We start from the raw sequence: 22,461 nt of genomic DNA on the forward strand, positions 1-22,461 counted from the left end.
ATATAATTTAATCTGCTTGTAAATAAAAATATAACAGGCTAAAAGAACCTATACAAAAAATCAGCATCAGGATTGATCAATTATAGTGCTTTGGTCGGCTATGAAAAATTTTGTTTTTTAAGCAAAATTAACTAGATAGTATAATCTCATCTATTCGAATTTTATTAGGATCAGAAGACTAGAATGGATTGATGTTAGTGATCTACATATGACCTAAGATCAGAAATGAAATAGAGATTCTAAAGCCGGTCATTGAATAACACTTTAACGATAAAAAAGATTCGAAAGGAGAATACATGAGTATTCGTAATAATCGACGGGATTTTCTAAAAATGGCAGCTGGTGTCGGACTCATCACTACAGCAGGTCTGCATTTAAGTCATACCACTCAGGCTTCAGCAGAAACGAATGCGGTTACTGTGGTTGTAGTAGGAGCAGGATTGGCCGGGCTGGCAGCGATTAACCGCTTAAGCAAACAGTTGCCGAATGCCAAGCTAATACTTATTGATCATAATACCACGCATCGATATCAACCAGGTTATACCTTATTGGCAACTGGGATATGGCAATCAGTTGATAAAGTATTAAATGATAATACAAGCCTTGTACCCAAAGATGTGAATTGGATTCAATCTAATGTGCAAGCATTTGAGCCTGACCAAAATCAAATAGTGACAGAGGCAGGTGAAACAATAAAGTATGATTTTTTGGTGGTTGCTACCGGACTGCGTTTAGGGTATGAACAAATTCAAGGTTTATCCAAAAGTGATTTGGGTAAAAATGGAATTGGTAGTGTCTATGCTAGCCCCGAAATAGCTTTAGCAACTTGGCATCAGATGGACAAATTTCGAAAACGTGGTGGACGAGCGGTAATGACTATGGCGCATACGGATATGAAATGTGCAGGTGCACCGTTAAAAATGACATTCATGTTATATGACCGCTTGCAACAAGCTGGGACACTGAGCAATAGCCAAATCGATTTTTTTAGTCCAAGCAAACAAGTCTTTAGTGTTCCTAAGGTCAATGAAAATGTGCTTAACCGTTGGCAATCACTTGAAAAACCAATTGATGTTTATTTTGAACGAAAATTAACAGGTATTGACGTCGATAAGAAAACTGCATTTTTTGTCGATACACAGGGAAATCAGCATACAGAAATGTATGATTTTATACATCTTGTGCCACCAATGGTTGCTGTAGATAGTGTAAAAAACAGCCCGCTTGCTAATTCTATTGGCTGGCTAGAGGTTGATAAATATACATTGCAACACACTCGCTACCCGAATGTTTTTGGATTAGGTGATATCAATGGCACTCCAAAAGGTAAAACTGCAGCTACAGTCAAATTATCTGCTCCAGTGGTAGTACAAAATTTGATTGATGTGATGAAAGGTCAGTTGCCAAGTCAGAAGTTTAATGGTTATACCTCTTGTCCACTTTTAATTGAAGAGGGTAAAGCAATGTTGGTTGAATTTGACTATGAAAATAATTTAACACCAACTGTACCATTTGTTGATCCATTGAAAGAAAGTTACTTTGCTTGGTTTTTAGAGGAAATGATGCTCAAGCCAGCCTACATGGCTGTAGCGAAAGGGCGTGTTTAATTTAGCAATCAGGAACAGGAAATTATAATGATAATCTATCAAATGCTTATGATGTTATGGGAAGCTATTTTAGAAAATAGACTACTTGTTGCCATTCTTATAACGGTTCTTGTAGCACCATGGTTATATTGGTTTATCAATGGTAGAAAAAAATCATTCAATCATCAACGAAGTTTAATTGTCGCCTTGGTTGTTTCAGTTACTGGCTTCTTTTTCTTACCATTATACTTTTCAGCCACAATATTGGATCTAAGCTATTGGGTGGATTGGGCATTTCATATCGCGATGGTCTTAGCAGTTTTAGTCTATAGTTATTTAGTTTGGTTACCATTAACAGCAAAGCACAAGATTATTGAATAGATGAAAGTATCCAGTGAACTCCACTTTCTCTATTGGGGTCTGTTGAGAATTAGCCAAATTAGGATGACAGATCCATAATGGCTAGACTACGGGGGCAGAAGTGTAAAAAACAGGCTATTTCTTGAATCTGTACTGTGTGGATCGCTCGAGCCGGCAGTCATTGGCATGATTTACTTCCTGAATTAGGTAAAGGAATACTATCTTAAAGGGTATAGAGACTGGGTGAAATCCAGTCTATTTGAAATAATATTTGCAGCGATTAAGATAATCTGGAGATGGAATGTGCCATGAATGATGTGAGATACTATATTGAACGTCAATCAAATTTTGAGATTATTTTGACCAATAAATGATTTCTCTGATAGGCGGTCTGATATTTTTGCATGCAATAACACCGACGTACACGCTTGCAGATTAGTGCATTCAAGGCACACATTTTACCTTTACCCAGACTTAACAATCATTGATTAATTTTCAGTACATCCTACTTCTTTTTATTGTGGGACAATAAAAAAGCCCACCTTGCAATGAGCTTTTCAGCGATTAGATCACTACTTTATCAATTCATATAAATACACTAGTCCATAGAATGGATACTGAATTCATCATTTTTTGCAAAGACAATAGATGTCAAGATTGGAATAGCCAAAATAATAGGGAATGAAATGATCCATATGTCCGTTGTTACCTTACTTGAAAATAAAAATTGAGTCGCGATAACAACCAGAAGTAATAATGAAAACAAAATACTCGCGAATCGGATTACAAATTTGAGAGGCATTTGTCTGCTCCTAGGTGATTCTATTTGTTATTAGAAAGTATACGCCTTCTCTTAAGTTATGTATTTTTTTTTGAACGAAAAAAGTAAACATCCAGCTAATATCTCTTGGTAATCAATCTGAAGATTGTCAATAAATAATTTATATAGTTCTTATATAAAGTCTATGCATGAGGGATCTTTTTGTTCTCAATTAACTTACCAAAGAACAAACCTGTTTCAAACAGCAACCACATCGGGATAGCGAGCATAATCATGGATAGTGGATCCGGTGGCGTGACAAACATGGCGATAAAAAAGCAGCTGACAATAATAAATTTACGCTTATCGACCAGTTGATCTGTGCTGACCACGCCAATCAGGATGAGAATTAAGGTCAGAATCGGAATTTCAAAGGTCATCCCAAACACCAAAAACAGCTTTAAACAAAAGCTTAGATAACTGTTGATGTCAGTCATCGGTGCAACCGTGTCAGGGGAAACACTGATAAAAAAGTGCAAAACGGAGGGCAGGGCGATGAAATAGGCGAAAGCAATCCCGGCATAAAACATTCCGATACTGCCGAGCAATAGTGGTAAAGCCAAGTTTTTTTCCCTTTGATACAAGGCGGGTTTTACAAAGGCCCACAATTGATACAGGATGAACGGCATGGCAATCATCAAGGCCATAAAAAAATTCAGTTTAAACGGTGCCATGAAGGTTGCCGTGACATCGGTGGCAATCATCGAGGAACTTACTGGCAACTGGGCGCGTAGCGGTTCAGACAGCCACTGATAACTTTGATTAGCAAAGGGTAACAGGCAGAAAAAAAGGACAATCAGTAAGCCTATTATTTTAATCAGATGCTGGCGCAGGATAATCAAATGCTGGGTGATTGGCATATCCTGTAGCGGCATCTGCTGCTCCGGATCTACCATGGTGGGCGTAGCTTTAGGTTTCATGCTATTTCCCTGATCTGTTTTTGAAACCGAGTAAGTTGTTGAACTTGAGAACCAGTTTGGCTGAGCAAATTTTGTGGCTTGGTTTCAACAAATTGATAGATGGGAAACTTATTTTTTTGATTATTATCGATTTTGATGTGCGTCCGTTGGTCATAATCCATGATTTTATCATGCTGTAACTGCTGCATCTGGCTCTGCATTTGCCGCTCCAGCTCATGCAGACGCCGCATTTCATTCTGCATGTCCTCACGTAGTTCTGACAGTCGAAGTTCACGGTCAATATCCTGCTGGACATTATTGATCAGGCGTTTGATGTGCCCGTACCATTTTCCGGCAAAACGTGCGGCCTCGGGCAGTTTCTCAGGACCTAATACCAATAAGGCAATCACACCGAAGACCAGCAATTCCGTCATGCCTACATTCAGCATTTGATCCCTCCATCCACTTAGTTTTTGCTGGTGGTATTGTCGTTATTGTTCTGGTGCTGCTGTTCTACGCTACGTGGTTCATTCAGTTTTGTAACCGGCTCTTCATCCTGTACCGACTTTTTAAAATCCTTGATGGCGCCACCAACATCTTTACCCAGATTTTTAAGTTTTGATGTGCCAAATAAAAGAATCACGACAATTGCAAAAATGAGTACGTGCCAAATAGATAACCCTGCCATCCCTATTTCTCCTATAATTTTATTTTATATCGCAATTACTTATCATAATTATATGCCATTCGGCACGGGCTTGAAAGGCAAGCTGAACCTTGGTCGTAGCTTAAACTTGTTTGTAGCTTAAACTTGTTTAAGGCTTCCTACTTATTAAGCATAATAATCCTCAACAAGCACTATTCAGGATAATTGAATATTTGAACACATGAGCTTTACATCAAATAATCAGCATCTAGACTTCATTTAACTTGATAATGGCACTGTATTTGAATCAGCGATATTCTAGGGGTTTCATTTTCAATATTGATACTCTTCTAAAAAGGAGAAATGATCTTGATTGCCTGAAAATGTGAGAGTAAGTACAGATAATTTGCTCTTTTACTATTAATTGTATATCTAACAATGCTATGGTCGTCTAATTACATTTCAAAACATCAGGATGTTAATATTATGGGTAGTTCAAAAAAGCAAGCTAAAATGGTAGCAATTGATATTGGTATCTCTCAAGATAACCGTGAAAAAATTGTCAAAGGTTTATCACGATTACTCGCTGACAGTTACACTTTATATTTGATGACTCATAATTTTCACTGGAATGTCACTGGTCCACAGTTTAACAGCCTGCATAACATGTTCATGGGTCAATATACTGAGCAGTGGAATGCTCTAGATGTGATCGCAGAACGTATTCGTGCGTTAGGTTTTCCTGCTCCGGGCACTTACAAGCAATTTGTAGAATTAGCATCAATCAAAGAAGTAGAGGGTGTTCCAAAAGCGAATGAGATGATTCAATTGCTGGTCAATGCACACGAAGCTGTTGCAAGAACTGCAAGAAGTATATTTGATGTTGTGGATGCAGCGAATGATCAACCTACTGCAGATGTACTCACACAACGATTAGATATTCATGAGAAAACCGCATGGATGTTAAGAAGTCTTTTAGAATAAAAATTCATTTCATTATAAAAAACATGAGGCTAATAGCCTCATGTTTTTTATATTTTAAAGTAAATAATCACTTTAAAAATTATAGCGATTTAGTACTGTAGTACCAATCTACATAATTATATCCTTCAGATTTACGTGTATCTGCAGCTTCCATTGTTGCTGGTGGTGGTACAATTACTTCTTGGCCAGGTTGCCAATTTTCTGGTGTAGCCACTTTGTATTCATCAGAGGTTTGTAACGCTTTAAGTACGCGAAGAAACTCATCAATACTACGTCCATTACTCATCGGGTAATAAACCATTGCACGTAAGATACCTTCAGGATCGATAATAAAAGTGGCACGAACAGCGGCTGTATCACTAGCACCTGGTTGGATCATGCCATAAGCTTTAGCAACTTCCATTGAAAGATCGGCAATAATCGGGAATGGAATTTTAATACCAAAGTTTTCTTCAATACTACGTGCCCAAGCAATATGTGAATGTACACTATCAATTGATAAACCTAATAGTTCACAGTTCAGTTCAGCGAATTGCTCAGCGCGAGTTGCAAAACCCATAAATTCAGTAGTACAAACAGGTGTAAAATCAGCTGGATGTGAGAAAAGAACTAACCATTTTCCCTTGTAATCTTCTAAACTTTTCATACCATGAGTAGTTTTGGCATTGAAATTTGGTGCTGGCTTATTTAATTGTGGAAATGTTACAACTTCATCTAGGTTAGACATTTACAGTCTCCTTAGGGGGGGGAATTAATTTAAATAAGAAATGGTTGGATAACCTGCATCAATCCAAGCTTGCATACCACCTTCTACAGAATAGAGTTTTTCAAATCCCATATTTTGAAGTGCTTGAATTGATAGAGCTGAACGAGCTCCTGTACCACAGATTAAATAAATATCTTTTTCTGATAATTCCTGTAAAGAATGTTCAATTTCGCAATGGTGATTCACTAGGGGATGTTGAGCTATTTTCATTTCCAACATCCCTCGTGGAAAATTTACAGCTCGATCAATTGCTACAGTTTTGTATTCTTCAGGTTCACGAACGTCTATTAAAATTAAGTCAGGATATTCTAAATATTTCTCGTACAGCTTCTCGACTTTTATTTCAATAACCTTATTTTTAGCTTCAGTTATCAGCTGATTTGGGGTTTTCATACTATCCCTCTGGAAGTCGATATCACTATACTTTATATATTTATAATATAATAAGTATTCTCATTATTGTCTAATATTATTAGACTTCTTTTCATAAATCAAAAAGCAATCTTCTTTCTGATCCTCAGTTCAAGCGATACATAGGTATCTGATTGTCAACTTTTTATTTAATGGTTAAGCAATTGAAAATGCATATTCCATCTAAAGGCAGACCATCCAAATTAAACTTGGAAAATCAAGTTCTTCTCTTCCTGAGCTATTAACAGGAATACCGAATGCTATTCTTGTTGCGAAAAGTTGTGGTATTTCTATAAAGCTACAGCCCTGAAATTTCACGGCTGTAGCTTTATAGTTCTCTGAGTAACGTCATGTGAATTTAATAGGTTTTATTATACTTTGTTGTAAGAAATCTGATTAAATCACCATGATAGAGTTTTGGTACCAGGTTGAAAAATTGCTTCCCCCATATCATCAGGATTCGCATATTTTAAACCTTTGATAAGATCACCCTCTTTAACACCATATTGATCCATACACATTTTACAGATAAAGACTTGTCCACCATTGACCATTATATTTTTCAGCATGGCCTGATGCTCTGCATATCTATGTTCGAAGCGGCTAGAAGCAAGCATAACCCCTTGATCGACTAAATATACAGTCAAGGGATGCCCTTTTTGGAATTGATTATTACTCATGCCGATGGCCATCTTTGTACGATGAGCATCATTACTGGTAAGCAATACAAATAATGGATCTTTTGTTGTTTCTGCTACTGCAATCGATAAACTTGAAAAAAACAGCAGAAAAGACAAGCACAAGTTTTTAATAAATTTCATAGGATTTATACTCTTTTTAAATCAATATAACCTGAATTGTGGATAAGAAATTGGCTTGAAAAAAAAGGTGGCTACATACTATTAGGGAGTTACCACACAACCTACGCTTTCAGCGACCATGTTTGATTTTACATATTTCTTCTGCATGATTGATGACTTTTTTCAAAAATCGAAGTAACTTATTGGCAATTTTTAAAATACGATCCTCTCAATTAAAAGTTTCGTAAATCGTGTTTATTGCCATTTAGTATAAATTTTCATATTTCCATAATCTCAAAGTTTTATTCTTTTCATTAAAGCAAAATCACGGTCAACTCTTTAGATATTTACCTTGTTAACAACGGATAGTTTATCTCATTAGAGCACATCGATTGGCACTGTATGCTTTACATTTTGCCTTGATGAAAGATTATCAGAGCAATTTTATTTATGGATCAATCGACTACGCTGCCTGTATGCAAAAATCAGCGTATTCAACGGTATAAATATCTACCATTGCAACACACGGTAAAAGCTCAATGGACTGGTTCTTTGGCTGTAAGCTGCATTTAATCATGAGTCAGTCAGGCAAAATTGTCAGTACAGCTTTATCTAATGAACATACAGCAGACATTAAAATGATTGAGCATTTGGTAGAAGGCTTAAAAACAAAACTCTATGCTGTTCGTGGATATATCAGTCAAGAATTAAAAATCAAATTCGAGGAATCAAGACATTTGGTTTAATTACATATCATCGTAAGAATATGAAAACTATTCGTTTATCCAAAGCAGATGAATACCACTTAAAACAACGCAATAAAAAGAAAATTTATTCAGCTTATTGAAAAAATTAAGCTATTAATCTAAATCTATCAACTAGATAAAATACTTTAAATTTCTAAGCTTTTAGAAACTACGACCCTCTCCTTTTTCTTCATACGTTATTCCCTCACGAATATGATACAGTCGCTGGAAAGTCGGAATAATTTTATCGTCATGTGTAACAACAATAATTGCTGTTTGAAATTTTTCCGCCATTTCGTGCAACAAACGAATTACAGTCATGGCACGAACGCTGTCTAAAGGTGCCGTTGGCTCATCTGCCAAAATGACAGGTGGCTTATTAATCAAGCCGCGTGCAATAGCTACACGTTGTTGTTCACCACCTGATAATTGCCCAGGCATGGCATGAACACGATGCTGAACATCTAAAGCAGTCAAAATTTCTAAAGCACTTGCACGTGCAGTGTCATTAGGAACACCTGCCAGCATAGGTAATAGCGCAACATTATCTAAAACATTCAAAAAAGGAATCAAATAAGGTGTTTGGAACATAAAACCAATTTTGTCACGTCGCAATGCACTTAAATCTTTTACCAACCAGTGTTGATCAAAAATCACTTCACTCCCTAAAGTCATACGTCCTTCAGTGGGATCAATCACAGCGCCTAAACATTTTAATAAGGTACTTTTACCTGAACCTGACGGACCAATCAGTCCAACAACTTCTCCTGGATCCACCCACATATTGACATCTTTTAATGCATAAAAAGCATTATCACCTTGCCCAAAACGTTTTTTTAAACCCTCAATTAAAATTCCGTGGGTCATGTGTTATCCTCCAATTGCTTCGGCTGGATCAATACGTAATGCCATACGAATAGCTACTAGACTTGCCAACATACAAATCAACATCACAGCAATAAATCCAAGAATAGAATCCTGAGGAATCAATAATACATACTTTGGAAAATATGGCGCAGCAAAGGTTGAAGTGATTTTACCTATAGTAAATCCAATTAGACCAAGTGCGAGCGCTTGCTGTAAGATCATCCAGGCAATCGTTCGGTTGCGTGTTCCAATTAGTTTCAGAACTGCAATTTCTCGAATTTTATCCATGGTTAGGGTATAAATAATAAATGCCACAATTGCCGCGCTCACCAAAGCCAAAATTACTAAAAACATCGCAATCTGCCTTGCTGATGTTGCAATCATCTTGCTAATTAAAATATGTTCCATTTGAAGACGCGTGTAGACAGTCAGTTGCTGCCAACGTTGGATGTGTTCAGCAGTATCTTCTGCGGAAGTACCAGTTTTAAGACGGACTAAAATTGCATTTACATAACGATTGCTGGTTTGAGCACTCAGAACACTGTCTAATAAATCTGGATACGCAGGACGATTGTAAATCGGATTTTGTGCGGTACGTCGGCGGTCTTGTAAAATTGCCGCATTATCTTTTTGAAATTGGGCTTGTTGTGCATCTTTAAGCGGAATAAAAATCATCGGGTCACCACCTGATGACACCATTCGTCGAGTCAATCCTACTACAGTAAAATAATTACGACGGATTTTGATGCGATCACCTAATTTAAGTCCTGAAGTGATGTCTACAACAGCTTCATAGTGCCCCCGAGTCAATTGACGTCCCGCTAAAAGGTAAGGTGGCCAGCCTAAATTATTCCAGGCATGTTCACCTGTATGGATTCCAACCACCATCGCACGGATATCTTTATCTTTATAATGAACTTGTGTGGTCAGATAAGTAATATTTGAGGCATGTTCTACTTCAGGTGTAGTCATGACACTACGATATAAATCATCACGCACACTAGAAGGTTCAGCATATGGACCAAGCGTATCTTGTTGTACCACCCATAAATCTGCACCGCTATTATTTAATAAAGCCTTGGCATCATCCACCATACCACGGTAGACACCCGCCATAATTAGAGTCACGCCGATCAACAAGCCAAGTCCAAAACCAGTAAAAACAAACTTACCCCATGAATGGAATATATCCCGACCGGCTAAGCTAATCATTCAGATGTTCCTGCAAGATTTTTTACAATACGCAAACGGTTTTTCGCATTAAGTGGTTTTTCACTATATAAAACGATTTGATCATTTTCTGATAGACCATCGAGTACTTGAACATCACCCTCTAAATTAGAGCGACCTAGTTTAATTTCAATAAATTGTAGTTTTTGATCTGTCACTTTCCAGACACCGACTTGGTTATTGATGCGGTGAATAGCAGCATTTGGAATAGCAAGGCTGCGAGACAGTGGTGCTAATTTAATTGTCACTTCTGCTAATTCACCTAAAGGGGGTAGAGGGTTAGGTTGTTGACTAAAGACTACTTTGGCTAAGATTTCTTCGGTAATAACATCTGCACGAGGCTCTACCCATAAGACTTGACCTGAAAGCGTGTTACTTTGACGCGAACGTAAATGAATTTGTGCAGGTAAACCTGAGGCTAAGCCAATCGCACTAGATTGATCGAAGCGTGTATTCAACCAAATAGACTTCGGGTCTACAATTTCCAATACGGTTTGCCCTGCAACTACAGTAGAGCCAGGTTCTGCATAACGGGCTGTGACTATACCTGGTGCTGTTGCCATTAAATTTAAATTGTCGCGCTGGGCTTGTAGTGTATTGAGGTCTGCACGAGCTTTATTAAGTTCTTGTTGCATTGAGCCAAGTGCTGTTGTAGCGAGATCAAGCTCCTGCTGCTTAATCGCGAGTGACTCTTGACTGGTGGCATTGATTTTGGTGAGTTGCTGATAGCGTTGAACTTGTTGCTGTGCAAACTTTTGACGAATTTGAATATCTTGTTGCTGAGAGATGATTTTTTGGATAATGGCACGTTGTGCAAGTGTTTTTTCTTCCAAATCGACTGGATCCATTTCTCCCAAGAGCTGTCCAGTTTGTACAGCATCGCCAATATCGACTTGAAGGTTTTTAAGACGACCTGCCGCTGTGGGACCAATTTTGTAATTATGACGAGCTTCAACAGTCGCTATACCAAACAGACTAGGCTGAATAGATTTATACTTAACCTGTGTCAGACTGACCTTGACTGGTGCAAAAGGTCCTGTACGCAATAGGACATAAACCAAAAATAAGATTAATGTAATAAGCACTACAAGAACGGAAAGAGCCCTCTTTCCTAATAGAAATGTTTGCATCTGTATTTTGCTTATCTTATCTAATTAAGAATAATATAATCTATTTCTAAGTATTATATAAAACAATTCCTTCCCCAAAAAGGATTGTAGCAACCTCTCTAGTGAACACACTTTATCAAGCTATCCGATAATCCTTAATTTGGTCCCCACTTAAAATAAGTGGAGACTTAATTCATGACTACAAATACTCATACATGGGACGTAAGAGCTAGCTGTTTGCAGGATCACTGTACAGTGGTCAACGAGCTGTGAACACATGATGCTTACAGTCAGCGAAACTGAATGGACTGGATCCGTATGCCTATATGAGTGATTTATTCAGTATTGATGATGCAAAATGACTTTATTGCACCAAAAATCAACGTGACTGAACTGGATGAAGGTGCAAAACCATTTGATATCGTGCTTGAAAATGTGACATAAAATTGAATACTATGATGAGTAACAGTTTCGGTTTTGGCGGTGTAAATGCATGTCTTGTTTTCAAAAAATTGAGAAGGCTAAGCTAAGAATTGTTGATCATTCGGCAACGGATGATCAACTTCTGCCACACTGCCCTTAAAAGGGTGAATAGATGGATGCTCCTTCTGATGCTTTCTTGTGGGTAAAAGCATTACATATTATTGCTGTAGTTTGCTGGTTCGCCGCTTTGTTCTACTTGCCACGTTTATATGTTTATCATGCGATGAGTGAAGATGCCACGAGTCATCAGCGTTTCCAGATTATGGAACGAAAGTTGTACCGCGGCATCATGTGGCCGTCAATGCTTGCCACTCTCATCACAGCGCATTTTTTAGTGGATTGGGGTGATGCAACTCGGCATTACCATGAAGCACTCTGGTTTTACCTGAAAGTTGGATTAGTGGGCTTACTGGTGATTTACCATTTTGTTTGTGGTTATTATCGTAAAAAACTGATGGAAAACCCGCATTACAAATCACATAAGTTTTGGCGTTTCTTCAATGAAATGCCAACGCTTATTTTACTCGCAGTAGTGATTTTAGTGGTGGTTAAACCGCAGTTTTAATCCAGTTGATTTTAAAAAACCTCCTTAAGGAGGTTTCTACAAAGCAGTGCTTTTCACCTTCATAAAAGGCAAGAGTAATCTATATCTAACCTTGCGAAAGCAGGGTTTTTTATTGTCTAAAAAAATCAGGAGCCTCTATGACGACGGAAATATCACATCTCGATTATTATTGAGACATCCAAAGGTAAAAAAAGCACTGATTATCTAACTATAGCTAAATTCTAAAGGCTGTAGCGCGTAAATATATTTGTAAAATACCATTTTACAAGGTTTTTGATGTGCTACTAAATTAAGTAATCAGCTATAAGTCATTAGAGTAAATCTCCAACTCGATGGCACCGTCAGATGATGTTGGTTGAGCCATTCATATAGTTGTTGCATGACCGGTTGACTATGCTGTTGTCGGTATTCGCAGCGGTCTTCCGCTGTACCATCCGTCTTTTTTCTTAATTCTGCTTCTATCGCATATAATTTCTGAATCAGCACTAATGCCTGTTCAGCGATCTGACTTTTACCGGTCACATGCAGTTCATGAAATTTACGATGTGCATGCGCCATGCAGCCTACCTCAATGATCTGGCCTGATCTAAAGCGTGCTTTATAACCACTGTAATCATCACAGACCAGATAACCCTGCCAGCCTTTCAGGAAGGCTTCAGCATGTTGGCCAGAACGGCTAGGTGTCCACTTAATTTAGTGGACACCTATTTATGGATTTAAAGACAGTTATAGACAGCACACCAACGCTAAAAAAGCCCCGTCGAACCTTCACAACTGAATTTAAACATCAGCTTATTCAGCAATGTCAGCAGCCAGACACATCAGTGGCCAAAGTAGCAATGCAACATCAAATCAATGCCAATCTGTTGCATAAATGGATTCGTCAGTCCAGATCAATGCCCCCTGCATTAAAAACCCCATCCATTCCACAGACTAACTTTCTTCCGGTCATTCTTCACCCGACTCCAGTCAAACAAGAAGCACCTCTACCACCTGTGCCAGAGAAGAAAGCTGTCGCTCATATCAGGATTCCACTGCATAAGGAACCAAGTTCCGCAAGGGATCAGATGATCGAAATCGACTGGCCTGTGGAGTCAGTAACTGAATTACTGGTGCTGATCCAGGGTTTGACTCAATGATTCGTATTGATGAAATCTGGCTCTCTACCCAGCCGATGGATATGCGTGCAGGGATGGATACTGCCATGGCTCAGGTAGTGAGAGCCTTTGGCTATATCAAACCGCATTGCGCTTACCTGTTCTGTAATAAACGTGGCCATCGCATGAAAGTGCTGGTGCATGATGGATTGGGCATCTGGCTGTGTGCCCGGCGGCTGGAACAGGGGAAATTTCACTGGGCGCGGTTCATCAGGGTGAAACCGTAGCCCTCAGCCGGCTTAACCCAGGCAGAGTTTGCTGCACGTTTGCATATCAGTGCAAGAACCCTATAAAACTGGGAACAAGGCCGTCGCTATCCGACTGGTCCTGCGGCGACTTTAATTCGTATTCTAGATGCTCATCCAACTTTAATTTAAGAAGTTTAGATAATAAAAAACCCCCGGCATGTCTCGTGATAAATTGCTTTGTGTGAAGTAATTTCATATGCACTCGTATCAACTTGATCTTACTTCACATTCAATAATTTATTTTTTCTTCTTCAAAAATTCTTTTAAATTTTCTTCAGAAATACTCGTGAAATTGTTTTCTTTTAGAAAAGTCACTACTTCTTCTACAGTTGCACCAAGGCTGAAAAGTTCAAGTAAGGTTTGCTTGTGTTGAGTAAGTAACTGATTACGTGTGATCGTCTTTTCATTCATTTTTTCTATATGACGAAAAAGAATATCTTCAAATTTTTTAGAATCATTGACACTATAAATTTTTTGATTTTTCTCAACAATTTTTGAATGCTTTTCTTCTTTTGTCGATACAGTTTCAGAAGTATTTTCTGTTGAGGATGCTAAATTTGTATTAGCTAGATTCTGAATATCAAGTTCTGAAACATTCTGGTCTTGTATCATGTTTTTTCCTAAGAATAAATATATAAGCCAATTATTCTGAATATCTTCTCTTACAGAAATGGCAAAATATGACCATTTTCTGATTTTTGAATTACTGAAAAATGTAACTTTTTGCGCTAATAAAAAAAATATAAATCAACCATTATTTTCATTAACTTTAATTCACTCACTAACCACTAAAAAAATTACAGGATGGGATGATGTATATCACATCATCCATGTCAAATCTCGAGCTCGCGTTGCTCGGTCTCAATTTGTATACAGTAGAAAAAAATGAAAGTTAAAACATCAAGAAATAAGCAGATCATTGTTCGTTTAACTGCAGATGAGCATCAAGATATCAATGATGCCTGCAAGGCATTACAGCTCAATCAATCGGACTACATACGTAAGAAAGTTTTAAGTAATGATTACAATCAATTAGTTGATCAACGTGATATTCATACGATTAGGATGATCGGGATTGTTCTCCCAAAAATATTAATTGAACTCAAAGATAAAGATTTGATCCCAAAAGAGTTAACAGACCTTACACAACTTATTGATGAGTTGAAAATCATTGTGCGTCGACTGAATGACCAGGTACGTTAGACATGATTATTAAAGTCATTCCAAATACATTAGACACTTCTGTCGAAACCCGTATCAACGGTTTATCAGACTACATACATAATCCAAATCAAACGCGTATCGACTACCTCAGTGACTATATTACTCAGTTGCATGCTAGCTTTAGTCATGAGCTCATTTCTGAAAAATGTGTTTACTCGAACTCACGTAACTTTCTGGATGACAATATTGAGTATCAAAAAATTGAAATGTCACAAACTGCCAGTTTGAATACAAGGGTGGATGACCCAATTGTTCATATCGTCGGAAGTTTTAAAAAATTTGAAGTCCCAACGACCCAACAATTAGAAGAACAAATCGATATTTTAAGTAAACATCTCAAAGCAGATGACTTACAAATGCAGTATGCATTGCACATGGATACAGACAATGTGCATTTTCATTTGATCATTAATCGAATCCACCCTTACAGAAAAAACAGTCATAATGAACATCAAGCAGTGGAGCTAGGCGATGGCTGGATTTTGAATGCAGTACATAAAGCTGTGGCAGAAATAGAAGCAAAACAAGGTTGGCAATCTGAACCGAATCCCCTCTTCATCTATAATACTGAGACTGGAGAATGTGAAAAAAACATCAATCATATATCTAAACCTGATGCGCTGAAAATAAATGCAAAGATTCTTGATCAAGAACATCGCCATCAACAGAAAAGTCGAGTGAGCAAGGAAATTTCTATTGCAAGCAACTATCAAGATGATCTTGAAAAAATCATTCAGCCTATCCTAAAAGAGGCAAATAGTTGGCAGGACTGGCATCAACAATTAGCAGGTTTAGGAATTTTGTATGAGCGAAAACGTAACGGTAGTGTTTTTAAAATAAAAACTGATGATCAACAGTCTCTGACATTTAAGGCTTCTTTATTTTGCAATAAACAAGTCACATTAAAGAATTTGGAAAAACGTTGGGGTGAGTTTACGCCTCATCATTTCGATCAGATAAAAATTTCTAAGCTCAAATTTAATAAAACAGCTCAGCACAAATGGCATGAATCATCAACAATATCTGCTTATCATTTATTCCAAAGTGAAGACTTTCTGGTGAAAGAACTTCATAGCGCTTATCTCAATATGAAATCAACTAAAGATCTTTATAGCCAGAGACGTCGATCTAAATATCAGGATATCAACTTCGAGAATGAAATTTATAAATACAATAAATCTTCTTTTTTAAAGCAATATCAAAAGAGATTTCCAGAACAGCCTACTGATACCATTTATACCCTATTGCATTATCAGCATCAGGCAGAACAACTGACCACCAGAGCTGAAATTAGAAAAGTATTTCTTTCCCAAAATCAAAATTTAAGCCAACAGACCTCTGAAAAGCTATTTGATCAAAATTTTTTGTCTAGAAACTTTGATTCAACCCAAATTACCTCTTATGCTGATTTTTTAAGGTTTGTTTCACCAACTAATCCCCTATTGATACAACAACAATTTCTATTTGATCAACGTCAGTCTAAGAATTTTATTTATCAAGAAGATCCAGATATCAAGACTGCCAAAATACTGTTTGATTCGGAAGATCATAAAGAGCCTATTGGGATTCAAAATAGATATGGGATTCTGGTCTTTAGTAATTATTCAATCACCCGATTACAGCAATGTCTAAAGAATTTACATCCTGAGCATGAAGTATCAGTTCGAGGATCATCAGATTTTAAAAACTTATTTAAAATACTGTCCCAACATAAATCCAATGAAATTCAAGATACAAACAAAAGTAGAACTCTGCCTGCTCTCTCAGAATTATCATTAGAGCAACTCCAAATTGGCTTTAAGCAACTCTATCAACATTTTAAGATAACAGGCGAATGCCAAAGCACAGCACTGATCAAATCTGGTTTACTTCTGAACTGTTGTGGCATCAATATGAGCCAGCTCACATCTATTTTAGCAACATGTATTCAAAAGCATCAATTACCTCAGCTTAATCAAGACGATCAGAGTATCTTGATACAAAGGCTGCATAACCTGATCTATACACAAGCCTCAAAATTAAATAAAAAATATTTCAACTCAAATGACATCGAGCAAACCTGGCAATTATATTTTTCTTTACAGCATCAGCCTATGATCAACGAAAAATGCCATACCCTTGTTATAACCAACGATGCTTCGCAACATTTGAAAGACCTCGCACTTATACCTAAAAATCAAGTGAACAAATCCTATCAACAGACAGAATCTTTATCTGAACTAGATTACTTACAGATGTTTGAGTTTTACGAATACAGCAGAAAAGCTAAGCTACAAAAACAACAGGAATTAGAGCGGAATAATATCTTCACGAGGCCAAAAGAAACATTGAAAGATTCTGATCCAATTTTACAGTCAGCCTCCCCTATTAAAAAATATCGTATCGAATACAGATTTGGAGAAACATTTTATATCGATCAAGAGAAAGTCGCTTTTTTTGAAAGTAAAAAATCTGAAAATATTACTGTACTGAGCCAACAACGTGACCATATTCACGATGCCTTATTATTAGCTAGAGATAAGTTTGGTGTTGTATTGGTCTCTGGTACAGATGACTTTAAAAGACAGGTGCAAGAAATTGCACATGCAACAAATATAAGAATCGAATTTGACCACCCATTAGTAATAGATCGTCAAGTTGAAAGCTCAGCGAACGACAAGATAGCTCACAATATTGTGCACCAAATAAATGAGCACAAGACTGTTATTCCTAATTCCCCTCCAACATCACCAACTATAAAAGATCAAACAGCCCCTATCGATAAAGAAAAGTCTATAACATTAGACGAAAACTCTAAGAGCCTAAACCGTACCAGTGATAGCTATGATTTTGGTTTCTAGTTCTTCAAATTAATTTTTTATAAATTCTGATAGAAGATAAAAAAATGCTAAAAGAACTAGATTTTTCATCTTTTCCGAGCTATAAATATCAGTAGCCCTTAGGTTGAGAGATAAAACTAGGTGGTTAGCTATAATTAAGTATAGCGGGAGAAAGTCACTCTTACTTAAAGACATGAAAGGATAACTCGTTTTTTACGTGTTTTTCGTGTGCTTTAAATAAGGTTAAATAGTGAAATCTTCGCAACTATACAATACATTTCTTCTTAATATTCTTCATAAATTGGTTCACAATTCATCGGATAGCTTTACTGTCTCTTTTATTAATATAAATAATTCTACGATGTTAGAAATATTTTGTGACTCCCTTCTTTCATTTCATTTTTTTGGATACAAGTATATCGGTAATAAATACTATAAAGTTTATAATGGTTTAATTTTTAGCTATACCGTAGACCACGGAAAAAAAATTATTACATTTAAATGTGATTTGAAAAAAGAAATATCTGGGTTAGACCTAATCACTAAAAAATTGTATTTAAATCGAATATTATTCAATAGTAATTAAAATTAAAAATAGTCAAGTTAATACTGAAAAGTTAATTTAACTATTTTTTCGTTATTTCTTTTGTAAGCGTCCGCTGAACACACCTTATGAATTCATCCTATAAGCCTTAATTTAGTCCGGGTAATCCCCCCTAAAAATAATAGGATGTAAAAGTAGGATTTTCTCTTAAGATACAAGCAGGAGATTCTGCATGAAAACATCTAAACTTACTGACAGTCAGATCATGTCTATCTTGAAGTAGGCGAAACCTGGCGCACCTGTAGTGACCCTTTGCCGTGAACACGGCATGAGTAATGCTACCTTTTATAAATGGCGTGCCAAATATGGTGGTATGGATACATCATTAATGGCACGACTTAAAGAGCTAGAAGCCGAAAATACCAGACTTAAAAAGATGTATGCGGAAGAGCGATTAAAGGCTGAAATCATCCAAGAAGCGATGGCAATGAGCAGCACTGCTGCGCAAGGGTGAAGCCATCTTTCCGGCGTAAGATGGCACAACAGGCAGTTGCCCAGCATGCCATTAGTATTCGTTTGGCTTGTAAAGCATTTGGCATTAGTGAAACCTGCTACCGCTATCAAGCCAAACTCAGCGATGACAATGCATTAATTGCTGAACAGCTCATTGAACTCACTGAGGAAAATTAAGATTAGGGCTTTGGTCTGTGCTTCTCGTATTTACGGCATGTTGAAATTTGCTGCTGGAATCACAAGCGAGTTTACCGCATTTACTGTGAGTTGGCACTGAATCTGCGTATTAAACTGAGAAGAAGACTAAAACGACATGCGCCTGAACCATTGAAAGAACCAATCCGAGAAAATCAGGTTTGGTCATTAGATTTTATGCATGATCAGCTTTCCGATGGTCGCAAGTTTCGATTATTGAATGTGATTGATGATTACCGGCGCCAAGGCCTAGCCATTGAAGCAGGGTTCTCATTGCCCACAATCAGGGTTATTCGTACGTTGAATCAATTGCTGGAGTGGAGAGAAAAACCGTTAGTGATCCGATGCGATAATAGTCCCGAATTTGTGCGCTGGGCTACTGAGCACAGTATTCGTATTGAATATATTCAACCGGGTAAGCCACAGCAGAATGCGTATATTGAACGCTATAATCGGACCATACGTTATAGTTGGCTGAGCAAGCATTTTGTTTGATACGTTAGAAGAAGTTCAGGATTACGCAACTGATTGGCTGTGGCATTACAATCATGAAAGACCACACCAAGCTAACAAAGGAAAGCACCTTTAATGGCTGCTTAACCTCTACTTTTAACTTCGGTTATTTATTTATGGGAGGATTACCCATGGATTTAACTGAAGAGACCACTTTCCACTTTGTCCCCCCCCTATTTTATTTAAAACTTTTATCAATCAGCTGCTTAAAATCTTCTAAATTCTGCTCTGCCAGTGATTCTAAAGCTATTCTTACAATACTAGATCTGTTAACACGAGCATTATTACTTTTGATAATTAACTCATCGATTAACTCACTTAATTCTTGATTTAAAGAAAAGGTACAACGAACGAATTTCTTTTGTGAAACTTCAAGGTCCTTAACTCTTTTATCAGCTCCAGATATAAAATTTTCAACCAGTTTATCCTGATCCGAAAGTTCGTCAGTCTTCTTTTTTAAACCACTAAGGCCTGCCATAGTTATACTCCTAAAAACTCTTGAGCTATCCCTTCAATTTCTGCTTTTGCCTTAGGATCACTTGTTACCTCAAAAACAGATAAACCATTTTCATCTGCATCATCATAAACATTTCGATTTGTCGTGATTTGGTCTAAGGCTTTTATTCCGAACGATACACAGGCTTCTTTAGCATCTAAAATTCGCTGTACTTGTGACGGTAATGTTGGGCATTGTGTAATGATTGCTCTTGCATTCAAATCTGGATTCACTGCTCGCGCCAGTTTTAATACTTGTTCCATATGATCTAAAGTCTTTAGATCTCTACGTTTAGGCCTAAAAGGCAATAGCATATGTGTTGCTATAGTCATAGCAGAACGCAATGCTTCCGAATCTTGTCCACCAGCATCAATGATAATATCTTCATATCTTTTTGATAAATCTTTTAAAACTTGACGAATATTGCCTGAAGCTTGTACAGATGGAATATTTTTTAAATTCCCATTCTCATCACGCTCTTTAATCCAGTCAGTTGTTGTACCTTGAGGATCTGCATCTAGAAGCAGAACATCTCTATTCTTTTTTTGTAAATAAACCGCTAAGTTTTGTGCAAGGCAGCTTTTACCAGCTCCGCCTTTTTCACCACCTACTAAAATAATCATAAGTTATGTAAGTTACGTAATTTTGTTAAAAACAATGTACAAGTTTCAATCTCCTGAATCAACTATTGTGAAAAATAAAGTTAGAAAATAAAGTTATCCACAAGTAATGCTATTTTTTAATTTTATATATATTTTTAAATTTATATTTATAGGACCTTTGCATGCCTTATGTAGTCTAGTTCTTAGAGGATTTATATGGACGTTTTCCTGACAATAAGTGGACATTTTCCTTTATTTAAATGGACGTTTTCCTGACAATAAGTGGACATTTTCCTTTATTTAAATAGACGTTTTCCTGACATAAATGGACATTTTCCTGATATAGATAGATCTTCCATTAATGGTCATTAAGTGTTAATGTCAATTAATGATATTTGTTTCTCTAATCACAATATGGCAAATGTAATTTATAAAGATAATAACTTGATTGAAGCATCTTATGCGTTGACTCTGTCTGAACAACGCTTAATTTTAGTTGCGATTATTGCAGCTAGGGAAATTGAAAAAGAGCTTACATCGGATACCTTGCTAACAATACACGCATCTGAATACATGAAGCACTTTAATTTGGGTCGTCAAGCAGCCTATGAGGCTCTTCAGGGAGCGTGTGATAACTTGTTTGAACGTAGACTCACCTATAAGGCCATAGATCCTGTTACTGGTAAGCCAGCGGTCTATAAAAGCCGTTGGGTATCAAAAGTTGGCTATGTTAAAGAAGCTGCATGCGCTCAACTAATTTTTGCTCCTGATATTTTACAGCTTTTTGTAAAACTTGAAGAAAAGTTTACTCGTTATGAATTAAAGCAAATTTCTCAATTATCTAGTGTATACGCTATACGGCTGTATGAACTTTTGATTAGATGGCGTAGCAAAGGCAAGCTATATATTAGTATGGTTGAATTGCGTGATAAGTTAGGTCTACTTGAAAATGAATATAAAACCATGGGAGATTTCAAAAAGCGTGTATTGACGGTTGCCATAGATCAAATTAATAAACTTACTGATATCGACGTAAGTTATGAGCAGAAAAAAGAAGGAAGAACAATTACACATATCGAATTTTCTTTTAATCAAAAAGCTTCCTTAATTGTTAGTGATAAGGTACTGGAACCGACATATCAGCTGACACCAAAACAATCTATATTTTTCGCTCAAAAATTGTGTGACCTTATCAAATATCCCGAATTCGGGGGGAAATATGCCAATGTAGGCGAGGAGATCGAAGCGTTTAAAGAAAGGATTTCACTTGAACTTCTCGACCCTGAAAAGGTAAAAAAGTATTATTCTGATTTGTTAAAAGTGGGCTATAAAGAAAAATATAAATCAGAAAAGGTGTCGTAATCTGAATAATAAAAATTCTTATTTTGAACCCACAGGAAAAATTTAGTCCGTCCTAGTAAATGAATAACGCTAAATTTTCAGACTGTAATATTTGAAGTGAGGAGCCGATCCAAGCTTCTCTGCTACAGATCATAGACTTCAAATGATGAGCTATTTTTATTCTTTGGTGCTTTCAAACAGAGAGTATGGCATGTGAGATATGTATTTTTGCCTGATCAATTCCTGAGAACTTCTACGCTTTTTCATCCAAACCTTTACTGAAGCTGTTTGACATTTTTAACAGCGCATTATAGTCAATCACACTGAAGACCTACGCATTCGCTTCCACGGCAGTGACTCCACCATCCTGCATAAGTCTTTTCCATTTAATTAAACAGCAACCTTGGCGAAATGCCATATCGTCTAACAACAGAAGAAACAGATGAGCCTAGTTGTATGGTCATAGCAACAAACTGGGCTATTACATAAACTGCCAGGGCTGATCTGCCAGGAATATTAAATTATAAAGTTGCATAA

Annotated in this window: 21 protein-coding genes and 6 pseudogenes; 14 read left to right on the forward strand and 13 right to left on the reverse strand. The window is 37.0% G+C overall.

Annotated features, from left to right (window positions below; all coding sequences use genetic code 11):
• Positions 1–296: 296 nt before the first annotated feature.
• Positions 297–1,607: an NAD(P)/FAD-dependent oxidoreductase gene (locus D9K81_RS16765; protein ID WP_121523803.1), complete on the forward strand. Its 1,311-nt coding sequence runs from the start codon at positions 297–299 to the stop codon at positions 1,605–1,607.
• Positions 1,608–1,634: 27 nt separating this feature from the next.
• Positions 1,635–1,967 (forward strand): hypothetical protein, encoded by a 333-nt coding sequence (locus D9K81_RS16770; RefSeq protein WP_121523805.1) that lies wholly within the window; start codon positions 1,635–1,637, stop codon positions 1,965–1,967.
• 942 nt (positions 1,968–2,909) lie between these two features.
• Here D9K81_RS16770 and tatC read toward each other — a convergent pair.
• From tatC to tatA, 3 genes are read right to left on the reverse strand one after another with little or no spacing between them, the layout of a single operon-like run.
• The gene (gene tatC / locus D9K81_RS16780) at positions 2,910–3,686 is read right to left on the reverse strand and encodes a twin-arginine translocase subunit TatC (protein ID WP_121523809.1); all 777 of its coding nucleotides are present in this window, start codon (positions 3,684–3,686) and stop codon (positions 2,910–2,912) included.
• Positions 3,683–4,114, reverse strand: coding sequence for a Sec-independent protein translocase protein TatB (tatB, locus tag D9K81_RS16785; RefSeq protein ID WP_121523811.1), 432 nt, complete (start codon positions 4,112–4,114; stop codon positions 3,683–3,685). The genes tatC and tatB overlap by 4 nt, the downstream gene beginning before the upstream one ends.
• Positions 4,115–4,131: 17 nt before the next feature.
• A complete protein-coding gene (gene tatA / locus D9K81_RS16790; RefSeq protein WP_121523813.1) occupies positions 4,132–4,353 on the reverse strand; it encodes a twin-arginine translocase TatA/TatE family subunit in 222 nt (73 codons plus the stop codon).
• 444 nt (positions 4,354–4,797) lie between these two features.
• Between tatA and D9K81_RS16795 the strand changes: the two genes are divergently transcribed.
• Positions 4,798–5,295, forward strand: a complete 498-nt coding sequence (locus D9K81_RS16795) for a Dps family protein (protein ID WP_121523815.1) — start codon at positions 4,798–4,800, stop codon at positions 5,293–5,295.
• A 79-nt stretch (positions 5,296–5,374) separates the two neighbouring features.
• Here the strand turns inward: D9K81_RS16795 and D9K81_RS16800 are convergent, their stop codons facing one another.
• From D9K81_RS16800 to D9K81_RS16810, 3 genes are all read right to left on the reverse strand, one after another.
• Positions 5,375–6,022 carry a peroxiredoxin gene (locus D9K81_RS16800; RefSeq protein ID WP_119062932.1) on the reverse strand — a complete coding sequence of 216 codons (648 nt, stop codon included), beginning with the start codon at positions 6,020–6,022 and terminating at the stop codon, positions 5,375–5,377.
• A 24-nt stretch (positions 6,023–6,046) separates the two neighbouring features.
• A complete protein-coding gene (locus D9K81_RS16805; protein WP_121523817.1) occupies positions 6,047–6,454 on the reverse strand; it encodes a rhodanese-like domain-containing protein in 408 nt (135 codons plus the stop codon).
• Between the two features lie 419 nt (positions 6,455–6,873).
• Entirely contained in the window at positions 6,874–7,293 is a 420-nt protein-coding gene (locus D9K81_RS16810) for a DsrE family protein (protein WP_068912717.1), read from the reverse strand.
• A 118-nt stretch (positions 7,294–7,411) separates the two neighbouring features.
• Here D9K81_RS16810 and D9K81_RS18820 point away from each other — a divergent pair.
• Positions 7,412–8,121 (forward strand): annotated as a pseudogene (locus D9K81_RS18820) (IS982 family transposase); the annotation flags it as partial.
• Positions 8,122–8,180: 59 nt separating this feature from the next.
• Here D9K81_RS18820 and D9K81_RS16820 read toward each other — a convergent pair.
• From D9K81_RS16820 to D9K81_RS16830, 3 genes are read right to left on the reverse strand one after another with little or no spacing between them, the layout of a single operon-like run.
• Positions 8,181–8,885 carry an ABC transporter ATP-binding protein gene (locus tag D9K81_RS16820; protein ID WP_074947794.1) on the reverse strand — a complete coding sequence of 235 codons (705 nt, stop codon included), beginning with the start codon at positions 8,883–8,885 and terminating at the stop codon, positions 8,181–8,183.
• Between the two features lie 3 nt (positions 8,886–8,888).
• A complete protein-coding gene (locus D9K81_RS16825; protein ID WP_074947793.1) occupies positions 8,889–10,097 on the reverse strand; it encodes an ABC transporter permease in 1,209 nt (402 codons plus the stop codon).
• Positions 10,094–11,161 carry an efflux RND transporter periplasmic adaptor subunit gene (locus D9K81_RS16830; protein WP_228144088.1) on the reverse strand — a complete coding sequence of 356 codons (1,068 nt, stop codon included), beginning with the start codon at positions 11,159–11,161 and terminating at the stop codon, positions 10,094–10,096. The genes D9K81_RS16825 and D9K81_RS16830 overlap by 4 nt, the downstream gene beginning before the upstream one ends.
• Positions 11,162–11,457: 296 nt before the next feature.
• Here D9K81_RS16830 and D9K81_RS18865 point away from each other — a divergent pair.
• The 3 genes and pseudogenes from D9K81_RS18865 to hemJ form a co-directional block, all read left to right on the forward strand.
• Positions 11,458–11,562 (forward strand): annotated as a pseudogene (locus tag D9K81_RS18865) (transposase domain-containing protein); the annotation flags it as partial.
• A pseudogene (locus tag D9K81_RS16835) lies at positions 11,558–11,754 on the forward strand (beta-ketoacyl-ACP synthase I); the annotation flags it as partial. The pseudogenes D9K81_RS18865 and D9K81_RS16835, both read left to right, overlap by 5 nt.
• Before the next feature lie 65 nt (positions 11,755–11,819).
• Positions 11,820–12,272, forward strand: a complete 453-nt coding sequence (hemJ, locus tag D9K81_RS16840) for a protoporphyrinogen oxidase HemJ (protein ID WP_074947791.1) — start codon at positions 11,820–11,822, stop codon at positions 12,270–12,272.
• A 327-nt stretch (positions 12,273–12,599) separates the two neighbouring features.
• Here the strand turns inward: hemJ and D9K81_RS16845 are convergent.
• Positions 12,600–12,950: pseudogene (locus D9K81_RS16845) on the reverse strand (IS66 family transposase); the annotation flags it as partial.
• Between the two features lie 32 nt (positions 12,951–12,982).
• Between D9K81_RS16845 and tnpA the strand changes: the two are divergent.
• From tnpA to D9K81_RS16860, 3 genes and pseudogenes are all read left to right on the forward strand, one after another.
• Positions 12,983–13,411, forward strand: a complete 429-nt coding sequence (gene tnpA, locus D9K81_RS16850) for an IS66-like element accessory protein TnpA (protein WP_121523819.1) — start codon at positions 12,983–12,985, stop codon at positions 13,409–13,411.
• Positions 13,408–13,656 carry an IS66 family insertion sequence element accessory protein TnpB gene (tnpB, locus tag D9K81_RS16855; RefSeq protein WP_147433947.1) on the forward strand — a complete coding sequence of 83 codons (249 nt, stop codon included), beginning with the start codon at positions 13,408–13,410 and terminating at the stop codon, positions 13,654–13,656. The genes tnpA and tnpB overlap by 4 nt, the downstream gene beginning before the upstream one ends.
• Positions 13,657–13,665: 9 nt before the next feature.
• Positions 13,666–13,806, forward strand: a pseudogene (locus tag D9K81_RS16860) (helix-turn-helix domain-containing protein); the annotation flags it as partial.
• A gap of 108 nt (positions 13,807–13,914) precedes the next feature.
• Here the strand turns inward: D9K81_RS16860 and D9K81_RS16865 are convergent.
• Positions 13,915–14,289 (reverse strand): hypothetical protein, encoded by a 375-nt coding sequence (locus D9K81_RS16865; protein ID WP_121523821.1) that lies wholly within the window; start codon positions 14,287–14,289, stop codon positions 13,915–13,917.
• A 273-nt stretch (positions 14,290–14,562) separates the two neighbouring features.
• Here D9K81_RS16865 and D9K81_RS16870 point away from each other — a divergent pair, with 273 nt between their 5' ends.
• From D9K81_RS16870 to D9K81_RS16880, 3 genes and pseudogenes are all read left to right on the forward strand, one after another.
• Entirely contained in the window at positions 14,563–14,880 is a 318-nt protein-coding gene (locus tag D9K81_RS16870; RefSeq protein ID WP_121523823.1) for a plasmid mobilization protein, read from the forward strand.
• Positions 14,881–14,882: 2 nt separating this feature from the next.
• Positions 14,883–17,741, forward strand: a complete 2,859-nt coding sequence (locus D9K81_RS16875; protein WP_121523825.1) for a relaxase/mobilization nuclease domain-containing protein — start codon at positions 14,883–14,885, stop codon at positions 17,739–17,741.
• 755 nt (positions 17,742–18,496) lie between these two features.
• Positions 18,497–19,572 (forward strand): annotated as a pseudogene (locus D9K81_RS16880) (IS3 family transposase).
• Between the two features lie 91 nt (positions 19,573–19,663).
• Here D9K81_RS16880 and D9K81_RS16885 read toward each other — a convergent pair.
• The gene (locus D9K81_RS16885; protein WP_034171686.1) at positions 19,664–19,963 is read right to left on the reverse strand and encodes a hypothetical protein; all 300 of its coding nucleotides are present in this window, start codon (positions 19,961–19,963) and stop codon (positions 19,664–19,666) included.
• Between the two features lie 2 nt (positions 19,964–19,965).
• Positions 19,966–20,604, reverse strand: a complete 639-nt coding sequence (locus D9K81_RS16890) for an AAA family ATPase (protein WP_121523827.1) — start codon at positions 20,602–20,604, stop codon at positions 19,966–19,968.
• 393 nt (positions 20,605–20,997) lie between these two features.
• On the opposite strand from D9K81_RS16890, the gene repM reads away from it, so the two are divergent.
• A complete protein-coding gene (gene repM / locus D9K81_RS16895; RefSeq protein ID WP_207667525.1) occupies positions 20,998–21,945 on the forward strand; it encodes a replication initiation protein RepM in 948 nt (315 codons plus the stop codon).
• Positions 21,946–22,461 lie beyond the last annotated feature (516 nt).

Source organism: Acinetobacter chengduensis, assembly GCF_003664645.1.
In the GTDB taxonomy this organism is placed as follows: Bacteria; Pseudomonadota; Gammaproteobacteria; order Pseudomonadales; family Moraxellaceae; genus Acinetobacter; species Acinetobacter chengduensis.